The sequence below is a fragment of the Blautia sp. HCP3S3_G3 genome, assembly GCF_052063365.1.
Lineage (GTDB): Bacteria > Bacillota > Clostridia > Lachnospirales > Lachnospiraceae > Blautia_A.
The window spans coordinates 119,725-137,692 of sequence record NZ_JBQHXR010000005.1; the positions used below are offsets into that span (position 1 = coordinate 119,725).

The following is a 17,968-nucleotide window of genomic DNA, read 5'->3' on the forward strand; positions in this document are numbered from 1 at the left end:
AATTCAGATTACATCTGAGAAATCCGGAGTGCTAAAATAGACGTACTGAAACAGAGAGTCTGTTTTTTTGTTATACATAAATAAAAGAACCGAAAAGAAAAGGAGGAAGGCTTATGAAGAAATCCAGAATCCTGGCAGTTGTAATGTCAGTGTTGATGATGATTTCCATGCTGCCTGTGACAGTTTTTGCAGCGGAGGAACCGGCCACGGAGCTGAGCGGTGAATTGAAAATCAAAGGGGCGGCTGCACTGGATGTTACATTAAGCGCAGATTATACCAAAGTAAAACCGGAAGGACTGACGGATGAGGACGTTACTTTCCTGTGGGAAAGAAAGGTGTCCGAATCGGATAAGGATCCTCTTGTAGAACTGAGCAAGGAAAAGACCTATAAAGTGACTGCAGAGGATATCGGCTATAAAATCGTACTTACGGTGACCGGTATTGAAGAAAAAGGAGTTACCGGTGAACTGAAAGTAACCAGCAAAGAAGTTACAGAGACCATTCCGGAAGAAGAACTGGCAGAGGAAGAGAATCAGGAGATCATTTCGGAAGAAGTTCAGGAAGAGATTCCGGCAGAGGAAACAGAAGAACAGATTCCGGAGGAAGAAGTTCTGGAACAGGATCAGTTTGAAGAGATTTCGGAAGAAGTTCAGGAGGAAATTCCCTCAGACAGTGATGTGAACGAAGCGGTGATTGAGGAAATTCTTGTAAACGAAGAGGTATATAATGCCGATGCGGAAGAAGAGGAACTGACAGAGACTGTGGAACCCGGAACAGAGGATACAGAAAATGCAGAAGAGGAACTGATGCCTCTGGGCGAGAGTATTCCGGAGGAATCGCTTACCTATTCTGCTGAAGTCTACACTGCAGATGGAAGCGGAATTCTGGATTTTGGAATTGCTGCGTCAGATGCAGTTGGAGACGTGGAATACCAGACTGTTACAGTAAAGAATACCGGAACAGGAACTTTACACTTTGAGAGTATCAGCCCGGAACACTTTATGGTACAGGATATTACGGAACCGCTGGAATCCGACGGAGAAATTTCTCTCTGGATCGTTCCGAGAGAGGGAATTGCTGCCGGCACCTATCAGGATACAATTACCTATACGAGTGAAGAAGGCGCAGAAGTTTCCTTCCAGGCAGTGCTTACTGTCCAGGAACAGGAAGATACAGCTTCTGAAGAGAATGTTTCAGAAGCAGATCCGATAGAAGAGAGTCTGATTATTGAGAATATTTCGGAAGAATTGAATATGGAAGAAGAGCCGGATATCGACGGGCAGGCAGAAGAACCTGTTTCAGACCCGGACAATTCCGGAGAAAATACAGAACCTGACGATACAGGAAACGGTGATGGTGAGGAAACAGAAGTTTCTGTTTCGGTAAGTCCGGATTTGCTGGATTTTGGTACAGTAACAGAAGGGTATGAGACAGCACCGGAAGCGCAGACGGTCGTGATTACCAATACAGGAAGTACAGAAATTACTCTGGTACAGCCGGTCAGCGAAAATGACTATTATGTGATTGACGCTCTTTCACAAGCAACACTTGCACCGGGAGAGAATGCAGAGTTTACCATTCAGCCGACGATTGGGCTTGGTGCCAACAGCTATTCGGATGTGCTCTCTATTGTAAGTGATAAAGATGAGGCGCTTGGGGATGTGACAGTTTCCTTTAAAGTTACTCAGGCAGAGAACCATTTGCTGACGATTACTCCTGACAGTCTGGATTTTGGAACTGTGGAGGAAGGATATGAGACAGCTCCAAAAGCTCAGACAGTAACTGTTACGAATGCTGGAAATGTAAAAGAGACACTGGGACAGCCGGTAAGTGACCGATTCGAGATCAGTGAACTGTCTTCCTATGAACTGGAGCCTGGTGCAAGCTGTACCTTTACTGTACAGCCCAAATTGAATCTGACAGACAGTTTTACAGAAGAGATTTCTGTTCCGAATGATGCGGGAACATCGGTATCTTTCTTTGCATCCATTGCCGTTGCAGCAAAGAAGGATACACCTGTAAAATTAGTAGAAATCCAGAAACCCGGCGATATCAGCGGACTTGATAATGGAACTGAAAAAACAGCAGAAGCTTTTGGACTTCCGTCAACGGTTGTGATTAAGACCAGCAGCGGAGAAATGAAAGCAAAAGTGGCATGGGATGTGAAGGGATGCAGTTATGATCCTGCCAGCACGGCTGCTCAGACGTTTTCTGTAAAAGGTACGGTTTCTCTGCCGGAAGGTGTGACGAATCCGGATAATATCAGTCTGGTAACAGCGGTAAAAGTAACGGTGAATGCATACGAGGCAAGCGTTGTATCCGCAGAGGATAATCAGATTACAGGAATTACTCCGAATGGACAGTATACCACGAAGTCCACCATTTCTTTCACTGCAGTCGGTGCCGGAATGGATAATAAGAGCCCGCGTAAGGGAGATATCCGTTACCTGCCGTTCAGCTGGTCTGTGATCAATACCAATACCTGGACATCTGCGCCATACGCCGCAAGTTTTGGAATGGGCAGAAGCGGAGAATATACTCTGACCGTTACCTTTAATCGCCAGAAATATGATGGAAGCAATTGGGTAAATACCGGAGAACAGGATATCAGGAAGGTGGCTTTCAGCGTTGTACAGGCTGCTGATCCGACCGTGACTCCTACACCGGGAGCAAATCAGAGAAGTGCTGTTCAGACAGGAGATGATACGCCGATTCTTCCGCTTGTAGTGATTTTGATCGCTGCAGTTATCTGTATTGCAGGTATACTGGTTTATCGCAAAAAAAAGAAATAAGATATTGGAAATGATTGTTTTTTAATGAAACAGGCAGTGAGAAAGAGGGACAGTGCAGGAGCATTGTCCCTTTTGCTGTCAGAAATTAAGACAATGGATTGGTTTAATTATAAAATTATTAGCACTCAATAAAAATGAGTGCTAAATTCTTCTTGACATTTGGACAGAACCGTATTAGTATAGTGCATAGACAAAAAAGAAAAGAATCTGCCGGACGATTTTGTATACGGATATCTGTGTCTGCGGATATTTTGCCGGATACGATTGCCTGTGTGGATATCATAAATTTATTTAAGAAAAAGGAGTGTGTAAACCATGGCTGCAAAACATGGAAATTTATCAATTAACAGTGACAATATTTTCCCGATTATTAAGAAATGGCTGTATTCAGATCACGACATTTTTGCCCGTGAAATGATTTCTAACGGATGTGACGCGATTACGAAACTCCGTAAGCTGGAAGTGATGGGAGAATATACATTTCCGGATAAATACAAACCGAGCATCCAGGTCATTGTGAACCCGGAAGAAAAAACTCTGAAATTTATTGATAATGGTATAGGTATGACTGCGGATGAGGTAGAAGAATATATTACCCAGATCGCATTCTCCGGTGCAACAGAGTTCCTTGAAAAATATAAAGACAAAACTTCAGATGATCAGATTATCGGTCATTTCGGACTTGGATTTTATTCCGCATTTATGGTAGCTGATGAGGTGCATATTGATACACTTTCTTACAAAGAAGGTGCAGAACCGGTTCACTGGAGCTGCGATGGCGGTACAGAGTATGATATGCAGGAAGGCAATAAAAATACCGTTGGTACGGAAATCACCCTTTTCCTGAATGAAGATTGTCTGGAATTTGCAAATGAGTATCGTATGAGAGAAGTCATTGAGAAATATTGTTCTTTCATGCCGGTGAATATTTATCTTTCCAAAGCAAATGCAGAGCAGGAATATGAGACCATCGATGAAGCGGATCTGAGAGAAGATGATGTTGTTGTAGAACACATTCATGAAGATGCCAAAACAGAGGAAAAAGAAAACGAAAATGGCGAGAAGGAAATCGTTGAGATTTCACCTGCAAAGGAAAAAGTAAAAATCAATAAACGTCCGGTTTCTCTCAGTGATACAAATCCATTATGGATGAAACATCCGAATGATTGTACGGATGAAGAATACAAAGCCTTTTATCGTAAAGTGTTTATGGATTACAAAGAGCCGTTGTTCTGGATTCATCTGAATATGGATTATCCATTTAATCTGAAAGGTATTTTATACTTCCCGAAGATCAATACAGAATACGATTCTATTGAGGGAACGATTAAACTGTATAACAATCAGGTGTTTATTGCAGATAATATCAAAGAAGTTATCCCGGAATTCCTGCTTCTTCTGAAAGGTGTGATTGACTGTCCGGACCTTCCGCTGAATGTATCCAGAAGTGCTCTTCAGAATGATGGATTTGTGAAGAAAATTTCCGAATATATTGCGAAAAAAGTGGCAGATAAACTTACCGGCATGTGTAAGACTGACAGAGAAAATTATGAAAAATACTGGGATGATATCAGCCCGTTCGTAAAATTTGGATGCATCAAAGATTCCAAATTTGCAGAAAAAGTCAGCGATTATGTATTGTTCAAAAACCTTGATGGAAAATATCTGACCTTAAAAGACTGCATCGAAGAGAATAAGAAAGAAGCGGAAGCTTCCTCAGAAGAAACAACAGAAACAACAGAAGCGGCAGAAGAGAATACTTCTGAAGAAAACAAGGATACGTCTTCCGATGATAAAGAACCGGAGAAAACGACGATTTTCTATGTAACAGACGAGGTGCAGCAGAGCCAGTACATTAATATGTTTAAGGAAGCAGGCAAGGATGCCGTGATCCTGAAACATAATATTGATTCTCCATTTATTTCACATCTGGAGCAGAAAGATCAGACGATACAGTTTAAGCGTATTGATGCAGATGTAACAGAAGAACTGAGAGAGGAAGGCAGTGCAGATGAAGATACTGCTAATAAACTGACAGAGCTGTTCCGCAAACATCTGAACAAAGAAAACCTGGAAGTGAAAGTAGAAAAACTGAAAAATGCTTCCGTTGCAGCTATGATGACACTTTCTGAAGAAAGCCGTCGTATGCAGGATATGATGAAGATGTATAACATGTATGGAATGGATCCTGGAATGTTTGGCGGTGAAGAAACACTGATCCTGAATGCAAATCATCCGCTGGTACAGTATGTGGCAGAACATGGTGATGCAGAGCACACCCAGGTAATCTGTGAACAGCTTTATGATCTGGCAATGCTCAGCCATAAGCAGCTGTCTCCGGAAGAAATGACCAAATTTGTTCAGCGCAGCAATGAAATTCTGATGCTGCTTACAAAATAATTGCCTCTGTTTGGAAGGAAAATAAGAGAGCTTTTATGTGGACTGTGAAAATCCGCATAAAAGCTCTTTTTATGTGAAAATTCGAATAATAGAGTTTTCTATATGAAAATTTGCATAAGAGATTTTTTCTCATATAAAAATCTGTATCAAAACTTTTTTGTATGAAAATATAAAACAAATCCTTTTTTATTTGACAAAAAGAGTAAGAATGCGTATGCTATCATGGTATTATATTCTGACAGACAAAGGAAGAATCTTTTCTAAATTTGTCGAATTTAATAGAGTTTGCTAGATTAATCGAAAATTTCATGTTTTTGTCGTATGATATAGAAAAAAGAAAAGCAGAACTCAGAAATATGATGGACAAATAGTAAAGAAATCATGACTGAAGCTGCAATTGTGGAGGAGTACTATGAAAGAAATATACAGATTAATCAGAAAATTAGGAGCAACATCGAAGTATAAGGGATATTACTTTGTGGCAGAAGCAGTAAAAATTTCGATGGAATCGCAGGAACGTCCGATCAGGATTACAAAGGATATTTATCCGTATCTGGCGAAGAAATTTAAATCGACTCCTATGAATGTGGAACATGATATACGAACATTGATCAATGTCTGCTGGACAGTAAATAAAGATTATCTGGACAGTATCGCCGGATATCCATTGATTTACAAACCGACCAACAGTGAATTTGTGGATATGCTGGCTTATTATCTGACGAGCAATGAAAAAGAGGCTGAGTTCGTCAGAAAAGAACTTGTATAAAAAGAGGCTGAGTTCGTCAGAAAAGAAATTATAAAATAATGGCTGAGCTCGTCAGAAAAGAAATCATATAAAAAATGGCTGAGCTCGCCAGAAAAAAAATCATATAAAAATGCATGAGTACGTCAGAAGAGAAACATATCTTAAAAAACGAAAATAATGTTATAATTCCTCAAAAATAATATTGTGGCGGTGGAAAAAATCTTTCACCATGGTATCCCATTGATGCTCCGGTGTTTTGTCAGGCAAAAAGGTATTCAGAGAAATACCGGTGGTACACAAAAGTTCTTTGTTTTTATACTGGAGATTGAGATACATTCCGCTGATCATTTCCGGAGAAAAGGAAAGGGTTTGATTTTTATAAACATTCTGTATCTGCCGTACCGGAAGCTGGAAGATAATTTTGAAATGCAGGGGCGTGCGTTTGCCGCGTATGACAGAATAGCAATAGGGTTTGGTTTCTTTCCAGGAGGAATAGGAAATATTATTCTGGTTCAGGATACTGCATTGGTCAGAATCAAAAAAGTCCTGTCGGATTTTTCCATCGATGGAAAAGCGATTAAATGTAGTGATATCTGCTTCCACCAGCTCAAACTGGTCAAAAGTTGTTCCAATCAGGAGCTGATTCATAAATTCTTTAAGATCTGTTATTTTCAGTGCCAGCATTTTTTATGTCCTTCCGAGTTTTCTGTTTCTATTATAAATCAGAATGAAAAAAAAGAACAGAGTTTTTCCGAAAAAGGCTTTTCAAACAGAAAGGCATGTGTTAAGATAGATGTGGTATTTAAAACTACATATTACGGAAAAGAGGACAATATAATTGAGCTATAAAATTGTGATGGACAGTTGCGGAGAACTTCTCGATGAGTGGAAGAATGATGACAGGTTTGAATCCGTTCCTCTGACCCTGATGGTTGGAGATGACAGTATTATAGATGATGAAACATTTGATCAGAAATCATTTCTGGAAAAAGTGGCTGCATGCCCGGAATGTCCCAAGTCTGCATGCCCTTCACCGGAACGTTATATGAGAGCCTATCAGTGCGGGGCAGAACATGTATATGCCGTGACTTTATCGGCAGAATTAAGCGGATCTTATAACAGTGCGGTACTGGGAAGAAATCTGTATCTGGAAGAACAGGAAGACAAAAAAATCCATGTATTTAATTCCCGTTCCGCATCAGTCGGAGAGACACTGATCGCGCTGAAAATTCAGGAATGTGAAGAAGCTGGCATGTCATTTGAAGAAGTGGTGGAGCATGTGGAAACTTATATTAGTGAACAGCATACCTTTTTTGTTCTGGAAAACCTGGAGACTCTTCGCAAAAACGGACGTTTGAGTACGGTAAAGGCGCTTGTGGCTAATGCGCTGAAAATCAAACCTGTCATGGGCTCCACGGATGAAGGAACCATTTGCCAGCTTGATCAGGCAAGAGGAATGAATAAGGCACTTGTAAAAATGGTAGAGCATGTTGTGGCAAAAACAGCAGACAGTGCCGGAAAGACGCTTGCAATCAGTCATTGTAACTGTGCAGCACGTGCACAGTTGCTTAAGGAAGCTATCCAGGAACGGATCGAGACTGCACGCATTATCGTTCTGGACACGGCTGGAGTGAGCAGTATGTATGCAAATGACGGTGGTGTGATTGTTGTAATATGATACTTTTCTTTTGACAGAGATTATGGTATAATAAACCCAGATTTTGCGGCTGACAGAGAAAGGAAGTTGGAATTATGAGCCAGAAGAAAGTGGATGCTTATAAACAGGAAAAAGCAAACCGTCAGAAAATCATGAAGAGAGAGAAAAGAGTCCTCAGACTGGAGAAAATCCTCGCATTAGTAGTCTGCGTGGCAGCAGTTGCCTGGATCGGATATTCTGTTCATGATAAAGTAACAGAAGATCAGACAACAGAGCAGATCGTCACAGAAATGAATACATCAGCACTGGATGATTATCTGACAGCATTGAATACAGAAGATGCAGAATAATGGTTCTGCCTGAATGTACAGAAAATGATGAGGTAAAAAAAATCCCCGGCAGAACCGGGGATTTTTTGTAGTTGTGAATAAGTCACGCGCAAAGGCGCCCGTATATTCTTATGATGAAATTATAATTGTTTAATTATAATTTGGTAACATTAGCTGCCTGCATTCCGCGAGCGCCTTCTGTTAAATCATAAGTAACAGCCTGTCCTTCGTCTAAAGATTTGAATCCTTCTCCGTTGATTGCAGAAAAATGAACGAATACGTCTGCACCATCCTCACCGGTGATAAAACCGTAGCCTTTTTCTGCGTTGAACCATTTTACAGTTCCTTTGTTCATGATGATACCTCCATAAAAATAAGTTGAAAAGTTATCTGGACGAAAAAATCACCAGATTTTACAGACTATATTATGTAATATAACCTCTAAAAACTAGTGATTTTATAAACAATTAATATAGATGTTGCCTTGATTATAGCGCCAACAATTGGAATTGTCAAGATGATTCTGAATTGTTTCCCTCAAAAAATGAAAAGCGGTCAATGTTGAAAAAATGCTTTATTAAATTGTTGATTTCGTGTATGATGTATGATAAGAATAATTAGGACAAAAAATGATGAACAATTTATCGAAATAGTGAAAAACAGGGAGGAATCGCTCAATGGGTATTCTTATTCGCGGAGGCCGTATGATTGATGCGGCAACTAAAATGGACAAAATTGGTGATGTTTATCTGGATGAAGGAATAATTCAAAAAGTTGGTGATAATCTGGAGTACAATGAAAAAACAGACCGTCTGATTGAGGCAGATGGCTGTCTGGTCCTTCCCGGACTGATTGATCTGCATGTACATTTCCGCGATCCGGGACAGGAATATAAAGAAGACATTGAGACCGGTTCCAGAGCAGCAGCCAGGGGAGGGATTACAACTGTAGTAGCGATGCCGAACACTTCTCCTGTTATTGATAATCCGGACAGAGTCCGTTATGTAAAAAACAAAGCTGCCCAGGTAGCCGGAATTCACGTTCTGCAGGCGGGTGCCATTACGAAAGGAGAGAGCGGAGAAGAACTGGCTGATATGGAAGGAATGATCCAGGCCGGTGCCTGTGCTTTTTCGGAAGATGGCAAGTCTGTGATGAACACACGGATTTACCGGGAAGGAATGCAGCTGGCTGCAGAGCATGATGTGCCTGTGCTGGCTCATTGTGAGGACATCGACCTGCGGGGAAACGGATGCATGAATGACGATGAAAACGCAAAGCGTCTGGGGCTTCCGGGAATCTGCAATTCAACAGAAGATGTGATCGCTGCCAGAGATATCCTGCTGGCATATGATACAGGTGCACGTCTTCATCTTTGCCACTGTTCTACTTCCGGAGTGGCTAAAATGATGGAAATGGTGCAGGAAACCGGAAAAGGAAACCGCATTACTGCAGAAACCTGTCCGCATTATTTTACCCTGACTTCCGATGACATTGAACGGGATGATCCGAATTTTAAGATGAATCCGCCCCTTCGTACCCGAAAGGATCTGGAGGCTCTGAAACGCGCCCTGAAGAATGGTGCGATCAAAGTGATCAGTACAGATCATGCACCGCACAGCCCGAAAGACAAAGAAGGCTCTATGAAAACAGCAGCATTCGGTATTGTAGGACTGGAAACAAGTTTTGCAATCAGTTATACAGAGCTGGTGGACAGTGGATTTCTGACTATCATGGATCTGGTGGAAAAAATGTCTCTGAATCCGGCAAAAATTCTGGGACTTGACAGTGGAACGCTTCAGGAAGGACATCCTGCCGACGTGATCATTGTGGATCCGGATGAAGAATATACCATTGATAAGAATAAATTTGTATCCAAAGGAAGAAATACTCCGTTCCATGGACGGAAAGTAAAAGGAAAAATACTCTGTACAATCTGTGACAGTACGATCGTATATGAAGCAGAAAACGAATAATCATATGGAGAAATCTTACTCTGTTTTGGAAAGGATTGCCAGAGCAGGGAAAAGTTCAAATAACTCAATAACACTAGGAGGAAGAATTCATGATTAACAAGTTGATTGAAAAAATCCGTAAAACAAATGCACCGATCGTTGTAGGACTGGATCCTATGCTGAGCTATGTTCCGAAACATATTCAGGAAAAAGCGTTTGCGGAATATGGAGAAACTCTGGAAGGTGCTGCGGAAGCAATCTGGCAGTTTAATAAAGGAATTGTGGATGCTACCTGTGATTTGATTCCGGCTGTAAAACCGCAGATCGCCATGTATGAACAGTTTGGAATCCCCGGACTTCAGGCATATAAGAAAACCGTTGATTACTGCAAATCCAAAGATCTTGTTGTGATCGGAGATATCAAACGAGGTGATATCGGTTCAACTTCTGCTGCATATGCAGTGGGACATCTGGGAAAAGTCCAGGTGGGAAGCAAGTGCTATGCAGGTTTTGATGAAGATTTCGCAACGGTCAATCCGTATCTTGGAACCGATGGAGTGAAACCTTTTGTGGATGTCTGCAAAGAAGAGAAAAAAGGTCTTTTTATCCTGGTAAAAACATCCAATCCATCCAGCGGAGAATTCCAGGACAGAATCATTGACGGACGTCCGCTTTATGAGTGGGTTGGTGAAAAAGTTGCACAGTGGGGCGAAGACCATATGGGCGACAGCTACAGCTACATCGGTGCTGTTGTAGGCGCAACTTACCCGGAAATGGGGAAAGTTCTCCGTAAACTGATGCCGAAAACCTTTATTCTGGTGCCGGGCTATGGTGCACAGGGAGGCAAAGGAGCGGACCTTGTACACTTCTTTAATGAAGATGGACTGGGTGCGATCGTAAACTCTTCCAGAGGAATCATTGCTGCATACAAACAGGAAAAATATGCTGCCATTGGTGAACTGAATTATGCAGAGGCTTCCCGCAAAGCAGTGGAAGATATGATCGCGGATATCAGCGGCGCACTGGAATCACGCTAGGAGGAACATCATGAGCGAAAAAGCAAAGGAAAATTGCAGAATCGTCAGCCAGACCTGTATTGGAAAAGATATTTACAGCATGTGGCTTCAGACAGATAAAATTGCACAGAATGCCAGACCGGGACAGTTTCTTTCTCTGTACACCAGAGACGGAAGCAAGCTTCTTCCGCGTCCGATCAGTATCTGTGAGATCGATAAAGAAAACTCCAGAATCCGTCTTGTATACCGCGTGACCGGAAAGGACACGGGAACAGAAGCTTTTTCCCGTCTTCATGCGAATGTGCCGGTAGAGACACTGGGACCGCTTGGAAATGGATTTCCGCTGGAAGAAGCCAGAGGAAAAAAGGTTTTCCTTATGGGCGGGGGAATCGGAATTCCTCCCATGCTTGAGACGGCCAAGCAGCTTGATGCAGAGAAAACAATGATTCTGGGATACCGTGATGAACTGTTTCTGAATGAAGAATTTAAGGCTTATGGTGATGTTTATGTTGCCACAGAAGATGGAAGTGCTGGAACCAAGGGAAATGTCATGGACGCCATTCGTGAAAATGCGCTGGATGCAGAAGTGATTTTTGCCTGCGGACCTGCTCCTATGCTGAGAGCCATCAAATCATATGCAGAAGAAAAAGGAATTCCGTGCTGGATCTCCATGGAAGAGCGTATGGCATGCGGAATCGGTGCCTGCCTTGCCTGTGTCTGCAAATCCAAGGATGTTGACAGCCACTCTCATGTGCATAATAAGCGTGTCTGCAAGGATGGCCCGGTATTTCTCAGTACGGAGGTGGAGTTATGAGTAGAATGAACGTAAACCTTGCCGGAGTGGAACTGAAAAATCCGGTCATGACTGCATCCGGAACATTTGGTTCCGGTATGGAATACAGTGAATTTGTGGATCTGAACAGACTGGGCGCTGTTGTGACCAAAGGAGTGGCCAATGTCCCATGGCCGGGAAATCCGACTCCCCGGGTTGCGGAAACTGCTAGTGGTATGCTGAATGCGATCGGGCTTCAGAATCCGGGAATTGATGTGTTCTGTGAAAGGGATCTTCCTTTTCTTCAGAAATATGATACACGAATCATTGTTAATGTCTGCGGCAGATCCACGGAAGATTATTGTGAAGTGGTAGAGCGGCTCGGCAATGAGAAGGTGGATCTTCTGGAAATCAACGTTTCCTGCCCGAATGTAAAAGAAGGCGGAATTGCTTTCGGACAGAATCCCAAGGCTCTGGAAGCCATCACAAAAGAAGTGAAAAAATATGCAAAACAGCCGATTATCATGAAATTGAGTCCCAATGTGACGGATATTACAGAAATGGCAAAAGCAGCAGAAGCTGGCGGCGCAGATGTTTTGTCACTGATCAATACGCTGACAGGAATGAAAATCGATATTAACCGCAGAACTTTCGCTCTTGCAAATAAAACCGGCGGCATGTCCGGTCCGGCTGTGAAGCCGATTGCAGTACGAATGGTTTATCAGGTTGCCAATGCAGTTTCTTTGCCGATCATCGGTATGGGTGGAATTGCGACTGCAGAGGATGCACTGGAATTTATCATGGCAGGAGCAACCGCAGTCTCTGTGGGAACGGCAAACTTTTTCAATCCTTCTGCAACAGAAGAGGTCGTAAACGGGCTGGAAGAATTTCTTGCAAAAAATAAAATTGAGGATATCAATGAACTGATCGGTGTGGTAAAATAAAAACCGGAATGTATATACCTACGTTTGGGGAAAACATATCATCAGTATATTCACAGCTATAATAATATACAGTGAATCATAACAGGGAATTACAACAATGGAGGTAACAATGGAGGCATATAAACAGGAATTTATTGAATTCATGGTAGAGAGCGATGTACTTAAATTTGGAGAATTTACACTGAAAAGCGGAAGAAAATCTCCATTCTTTATGAATGCTGGTGCATATGTAACAGGTTCCCAGCTGAAAAGACTGGGAGAATATTACGCAAAGGCAATCCATGATAAATACGGTATGGATTTTGATGTGCTTTTCGGACCGGCTTACAAAGGAATCCCGCTTGCAGTTGTAACTGCCATGGCATTCAGCGAATTATACGGAAAAGAAGTACGTTACTGTTCTGATCGTAAAGAAGAAAAAGATCATGGTGCTGACAAGGGAAGCTTTTTGGGAAGTAAATTAAAAGATGGTGATCGTGTCATCATGATCGAAGACGTGACAACTTCCGGTAAATCCATGGAAGAAACGGTTCCGAAGGTGCGCAATGCAGCAGATGTAGAAATAAAAGGTCTGATGGTATCTCTGAACCGTATGGAAGTTGGAAAAGGCGGCAAAAAATGTGCATTGGATGAAGTAAAAGATCTGTATGGATTTGAAACCGGTGCGATTGTTTCCATGGCAGAAGTTGTGGAATATCTGTATAACAGAGAATGCAATGGAAAAGTTGTCATCGACGACACGTTGAAAGCAGCAATCGATGCATATTATGAGCAGTATGGTGCAGAATAAAACCATATGAGCCGGCTTTTTGGATCACCAGTACATCAGAAAATAAATAACTGCTCTGATGTCAGATGGGCCAGTTGTTTCATTTATGATGTAGCAGTATTGGAGGATGAAAGATATGAATGAAAAAATTTATAAAACCATGTCCGGTACAGGTGTAAGCAGCCTGATCGTTGGAATTGTTGTTCTGGTGACAGGAGTTACTGCCGGAGTTATGATGATCATTAATGGAGCCAGACTGCTCAGACGGAAATCTGAAATTTTAATCTGACAGATATTTTGCGGGAAGCTGTCCGCTGATCCGGAGGCTTCCCGTAAACATTCCGTGTGACAGTTGCGGGAGTATGTGTGCAGAACAGGTGAATGTTACGATTTGCGATGCCTGTGTAAGCAGGCCGTTCTGTTTGGATAGGGGAGACAATTGAAAAAAGATTTTAAATATATGATCAGGTGGATGGGGATCCTCCTGTTTATTCTTTATGTTCTGCTTCTGGTTTATTTTTTGTTTTTTTCTGAAGAATACGGTCGGACAGTTCAGATGGAACAGGGATACAGATATAATCTGATTCCTTTTGCAGAGATACAGCGGTTCTGGAAGTACAGGGAACTGCTTGGTCAGTATGCCTTTCTTAGCAATATTATGGGAAATGTGCTGGCGTTTCTTCCCTTTGGATTGATTCTTCCGGTGATATTTCGTGGAATGCGCAGCGGCTTTTTGATTATATTGTCCGGTTTTGGCCTGAGTCTCTGCGTTGAGACAATCCAGCTTGTGACGATGGTTGGATGTTTTGATGTGGATGATCTGATTTTGAATACGTTTGGTGCTGCAGTCGGTTACCTTATTTTTGCTGTCTGCGATTATCAGAGGAGAAAATATTATGGCAAAAAGATATAGATATGCATTTGCAAAGAAAAAAGAAGCGGCAAAAGGCAAGCTGTCCGTTGGACTGGCGGTGGCTTCCCTGCTTCTTTTTATAACAGCGGTTCTTTTTTCTTTCCGGATGGAAGGAGAGTATGGCTTTGTGGTAGGCGGTATCTGCCTGTTTGCCATGCTTCTTTCCGTATATGGATTTATTATGGGACTGCTAAGCTTTTCGGAAGAAAATTTTGCTCACCGTACCAGCATCATTGGTTCTATTGTCAATGGAATCGTTATGGTGGGATGGCTGGGCTTTTTTTTAATGGGAGTGTAATGGAAGATGGATATGGAACGCTTGAAAAAACAGATGGAGTTTATCGTAGAAATTGATAAAGTAAAGAATATTTTCCGGCAGACTTATCTTGCCGACAGAGGCAGAAAGGAGAATGATGCGGAACATTCCTGGCACCTGGCGCTGATGGCTGTGCTTCTGAAAGAATATTCCAGTGAAGAAGTCGACCTGTCCAGGGTAGTTCCCATGGTTCTGGTACATGACCTTGTAGAAATTGATGCAGGGGATACCTATGCCTATGATGCAGCAGGAGTTTCCACGCAAAAAGAACGGGAGAATCAGGCGGCAGACCGGATTTTCGGCATGCTTCCGGCAGATCAGGGAGAATGGCTGCGTAATCTGTGGGATGAATTTGAGGCATATGAGACACCGGACGCAAAATTTGCGCATCTTCTTGATAACTGTCAGCCTCTTCTTCTCAACGATGCATCAAATGGACTGAGCTGGGAGGAACATCAGGTGAAGAAGAGCCAGATTTACAGAAGAAATCAGCGTGTTCCGGAAACTTCCGGGGTGATCTGGGAATATATGCAGTCCCTGATTGAGAAACATGTGAAACTGGGCCATATTATTGATGATATGTCAGAATAAAAGAAAAGGAGAAACAATGGCAGACGAATGGATTATGGAGCGATATGCTTTGGCAAAAGAGCGTATCGGAGAAATTATATCGGAAAGAGAAGTACAGAAACCATATCTGGACTTTTTTTGTAAGACGGCAGTCTTTCTGCAGTTTGTAACAGATGTTCTGGAGAAGGACTGTCATACAATGACTCTGAAAGAATTAGAGGAACAGAATCAGAAACTTTATGAAGACATTCTGCCCGGGAATTATGAAACATCTTACGGAAATCCCGCATATGCGGAAAAAATGCTCGGAGAGTATGGAAAGGAATTCTGTTTTCTGTATGCGGAACTCAGAGGAACCATTGCTTTTGCATTTGAGAAAAAGTGGTGGGATGTTACCGTTGCACTGGAATTATTTCTGGAAATCTATTCCGCATTTGACAGTGAAGAAGTTCCTCCGGTCCGAATCCTGAGAGATATCTTAAAATCGTATGTCAATGATTATTGTCAGGAAATGGAGGAGCAGAGAATCCGGGAAGCGGTGGATCCGGATCTGGATTTTGCTGTCAGAATCATCGAAGAGTCAGATCTTACAGATCTGCGTTATCTTTATTATTATGGAGAATATATCACCGATAATGAAAGAAAGACCGCAGAATTTCTGAATACACTGCCCCAGGAACAGATTGATGCCATGGCTCGTACCTATACAGAAGGGTACCGGATCGGGTTTGTCAATGGCAGGAAAGATCTGTCCAGAAAAAAAACGGTCAATATCCGTTACCCGCTGGGGTTTGAGCGTATGGTCAAGGCTGCGGTCAGCCAGTTCGCGGAAATGGGTCTGAAACCGGTAATTTTCCGTTATGCAGTTCATGCAGTAAACAAAAAGAACCAGAACAGAATCGGATTTGTCGGAACATCAGCCAATCCGCAGTATGATTATGATCATCGGCAGGATTGTGCACTGTTTCTGGACAGTGATTTTGTGAAACGGAAGCTTCGTTCTATGCAGAATGCGTATGAGAGATATAAAGATCTGGCAGGGTTGCATGGCGGACCGGCCTGCATCGAGACGTTTGGGGAAGTTCCTTTTTCGCCGGAAAATAAACCGGAAGCATGGCGTCTTTTGGAGGCTCAGCAGAAACTGATGGTGGAACTGAACAATGAATCCGGTCAGATCGTAAATCGTTATATCAAAGGTGAAGAAAGAAGTTTTACCATTATTGCCTATCCGCTGCCGGAAATCGGGGAAAATTATCCGGATATTTTCCGGGAGATCGTGAAGATCAATACGCTGGATTATCATCTGTATGAAACGATACAACAGACAATCATAGAGACACTGGATACGGGAGAATGGGTGGAAATCCGGGGAAAGGGACAAAATGAGACAGACCTTCGGATTCATCTTCATACACTGGAGGACAGGACGAAACAGACGAATTTCGAGAACTGTGTGGCAGATGTGAATATTCCGGTCGGAGAAGTCTTTACTTCTCCGGTGCTTACGGGAACCTGCGGCATTCTTCATGTTTCCAAGGTATATCTGAACGGGCTGCAGTTTCAGGATCTGAAGCTTGTATTTGAAGACGGAAGAGTAACGGATTACAGCTGTCATAATTTCGAAACGGAAGAAGAAAACCGCAGATATATTGAAGAAAATATTCTGTTTCATCATGAAAAGCTTCCGATGGGTGAGTTTGCTATTGGTACCAATACAACTGCTTATGTGGCAGCGGAGAAGTACGGAATTGCGGAGAAACTGCCCATTTTGATCGCAGAAAAAATGGGACCGCATTTTGCAGTGGGAGATACCTGTTACAGCTGGGCGGAAGATATTTCCGTATATAATCCGGATGGAAGAGAAATCATTGCAAGGGATAATGAAGTTTCCATTCTTCGCAGGGAAGATATCAGCAGCGCTTATTACAGCTGTCATACGGATATTACGATTCCTTATGAAGAACTGGGAAGTATACGGGTTCTCGTTGGCGACGGAACAGCTGTTTCCATTATTGAAAACGGACGTTTTGTGCTTCCGGGAACAGAGGAACTGAACCGTCCGTTTGAAGAGACCTCTGGGAAATGAGAAAGATTCCTGTCTGCCAGAGAATGCCAAAAACTGTTAGCTGTGCTAATTTTTTTCTTGTTTTAATTTGGTTGACAGAAAAAGGGAATCTTAGTAGAATGATTACGTTTAATAGGTTTTAACAGATTTTATATACAAAAGGAGAATGATTATGGCAAAAGTAGGAATTGTAATGGGCAGTGATTCGGATATGCCTGTTATGAAAAAAGCAGCAGATATTCTGGAAAAGCTTGGAATTGACTTTGAAATGAAAATCATCTCTGCACACAGAGAACCGGATGTGTTTTTTGAGTATGCAAAAACGGCAGAAGAAAAAGGATTCAAAGTAATCATTGCAGGAGCAGGAATGGCAGCTCATCTGCCGGGAATGTGCGCAGCAATTTTCCCGATGCCTGTTATTGGAATTCCCATGCATACCACATCTCTTGGAGGAAGAGATTCTCTGTATTCCATCGTTCAGATGCCTTCCGGTATCCCGGTAGCTACTGTAGCCATTAACGGCGGTGCAAATGCCGGTCTTCTTGCAGCAAAGATTCTTGCTACATCTGATCCGGAACTTCTGAAACGTCTGAAAGAATACAGTCAGGAGCTGAAGGTGCAGGTAGAGGCGAAAGACGCACGTCTTCAGGAAGTCGGATATAAAAATTACTAAAAGGAAATGTCTGTACGTGCAGACAATCACGAATACACAATCATTGGAGGAT

Annotated in this window: 18 protein-coding genes; 16 read left to right on the plus strand and 2 right to left on the minus strand. The window is 42.3% G+C overall.

The features are described 5' to 3' along the window. Positions 1-113 precede the first annotated feature (113 nt). The 3 genes from ACTNEW_RS07505 to ACTNEW_RS07515 all read left to right on the plus strand — a co-directional run bounded on the left by ACTNEW_RS07505 (position 114) and on the right by ACTNEW_RS07515 (position 5,961). Positions 114-2,792, plus strand: a complete 2,679-nt coding sequence (locus tag ACTNEW_RS07505) for a choice-of-anchor D domain-containing protein (RefSeq protein WP_441059589.1) — start codon at positions 114-116, stop codon at positions 2,790-2,792. Between the two features lie 315 nt (positions 2,793-3,107). Further along, complete coding sequence (gene htpG, locus ACTNEW_RS07510) at positions 3,108-5,192, plus strand: molecular chaperone HtpG (protein WP_441059591.1); 2,085 nt, start codon at positions 3,108-3,110, stop codon at positions 5,190-5,192. Between the two features lie 412 nt (positions 5,193-5,604). After that, positions 5,605-5,961, plus strand: a complete 357-nt coding sequence (locus tag ACTNEW_RS07515; RefSeq protein ID WP_441059593.1) for a sporulation initiation factor Spo0A C-terminal domain-containing protein — start codon at positions 5,605-5,607, stop codon at positions 5,959-5,961. A 159-nt stretch (positions 5,962-6,120) separates the two neighbouring features. On the opposite strand, the gene ACTNEW_RS07520 is transcribed toward ACTNEW_RS07515, so the two are convergent. Beyond that, positions 6,121-6,624 (minus strand): DUF5721 family protein, encoded by a 504-nt coding sequence (locus tag ACTNEW_RS07520; protein WP_441059595.1) that lies wholly within the window; start codon positions 6,622-6,624, stop codon positions 6,121-6,123. Between the two features lie 154 nt (positions 6,625-6,778). On the opposite strand from ACTNEW_RS07520, the gene ACTNEW_RS07525 reads away from it, so the two are divergent. After that, positions 6,779-7,618 (plus strand): DegV family protein, encoded by an 840-nt coding sequence (locus ACTNEW_RS07525; RefSeq protein ID WP_441059597.1) that lies wholly within the window; start codon positions 6,779-6,781, stop codon positions 7,616-7,618. 74 nt (positions 7,619-7,692) lie between these two features. After that, positions 7,693-7,947, plus strand: coding sequence for a hypothetical protein (locus tag ACTNEW_RS07530; RefSeq protein ID WP_441059599.1), 255 nt, complete (start codon positions 7,693-7,695; stop codon positions 7,945-7,947). A 133-nt stretch (positions 7,948-8,080) separates the two neighbouring features. On the opposite strand, the gene ACTNEW_RS07535 is transcribed toward ACTNEW_RS07530, so the two are convergent. Beyond that, a complete protein-coding gene (locus ACTNEW_RS07535) occupies positions 8,081-8,281 on the minus strand; it encodes a cold-shock protein (protein ID WP_005425201.1) in 201 nt (66 codons plus the stop codon). Positions 8,282-8,603: 322 nt separating this feature from the next. Between ACTNEW_RS07535 and ACTNEW_RS07540 the strand changes: the two genes are divergently transcribed. From ACTNEW_RS07540 to purE, 11 genes are all read left to right on the plus strand, one after another. Further along, complete coding sequence (locus ACTNEW_RS07540) at positions 8,604-9,899, plus strand: dihydroorotase (RefSeq protein WP_441059601.1); 1,296 nt, start codon at positions 8,604-8,606, stop codon at positions 9,897-9,899. A gap of 89 nt (positions 9,900-9,988) precedes the next feature. Continuing rightward, positions 9,989-10,915, plus strand: coding sequence for an orotidine-5'-phosphate decarboxylase (gene pyrF / locus ACTNEW_RS07545; protein ID WP_441059603.1), 927 nt, complete (start codon positions 9,989-9,991; stop codon positions 10,913-10,915). A gap of 10 nt (positions 10,916-10,925) precedes the next feature. After that, positions 10,926-11,708: a dihydroorotate dehydrogenase electron transfer subunit gene (locus ACTNEW_RS07550; protein ID WP_441059605.1), complete on the plus strand. Its 783-nt coding sequence runs from the start codon at positions 10,926-10,928 to the stop codon at positions 11,706-11,708. Further along, positions 11,705-12,610, plus strand: coding sequence for a dihydroorotate dehydrogenase (locus tag ACTNEW_RS07555; protein WP_441059607.1), 906 nt, complete (start codon positions 11,705-11,707; stop codon positions 12,608-12,610). Before ACTNEW_RS07550 ends, ACTNEW_RS07555 begins: the two co-directional genes overlap by 4 nt. A 109-nt stretch (positions 12,611-12,719) precedes the next feature. Then, positions 12,720-13,400, plus strand: coding sequence for an orotate phosphoribosyltransferase (pyrE, locus tag ACTNEW_RS07560; RefSeq protein WP_441059609.1), 681 nt, complete (start codon positions 12,720-12,722; stop codon positions 13,398-13,400). A 115-nt stretch (positions 13,401-13,515) separates the two neighbouring features. Next, positions 13,516-13,668 (plus strand): hypothetical protein, encoded by a 153-nt coding sequence (locus ACTNEW_RS07565; protein WP_441059611.1) that lies wholly within the window; start codon positions 13,516-13,518, stop codon positions 13,666-13,668. A gap of 150 nt (positions 13,669-13,818) precedes the next feature. Next, on the plus strand, positions 13,819-14,292 hold the full coding sequence (locus ACTNEW_RS07570; RefSeq protein ID WP_441059613.1) for a VanZ family protein: 474 nt from the start codon (positions 13,819-13,821) through the stop codon (positions 14,290-14,292). After that, positions 14,276-14,590 (plus strand): hypothetical protein, encoded by a 315-nt coding sequence (locus ACTNEW_RS07575; protein ID WP_441059615.1) that lies wholly within the window; start codon positions 14,276-14,278, stop codon positions 14,588-14,590. The genes ACTNEW_RS07570 and ACTNEW_RS07575 overlap by 17 nt, the downstream gene beginning before the upstream one ends. Positions 14,591-14,602: 12 nt before the next feature. Continuing rightward, complete coding sequence (locus ACTNEW_RS07580; protein WP_441059617.1) at positions 14,603-15,199, plus strand: HD domain-containing protein; 597 nt, start codon at positions 14,603-14,605, stop codon at positions 15,197-15,199. Between the two features lie 16 nt (positions 15,200-15,215). Further along, positions 15,216-17,264: an aminopeptidase gene (locus ACTNEW_RS07585; RefSeq protein ID WP_441059619.1), complete on the plus strand. Its 2,049-nt coding sequence runs from the start codon at positions 15,216-15,218 to the stop codon at positions 17,262-17,264. Between the two features lie 151 nt (positions 17,265-17,415). Beyond that, on the plus strand, positions 17,416-17,916 hold the full coding sequence (gene purE, locus ACTNEW_RS07590; protein ID WP_441059621.1) for a 5-(carboxyamino)imidazole ribonucleotide mutase: 501 nt from the start codon (positions 17,416-17,418) through the stop codon (positions 17,914-17,916). Positions 17,917-17,968 lie beyond the last annotated feature (52 nt).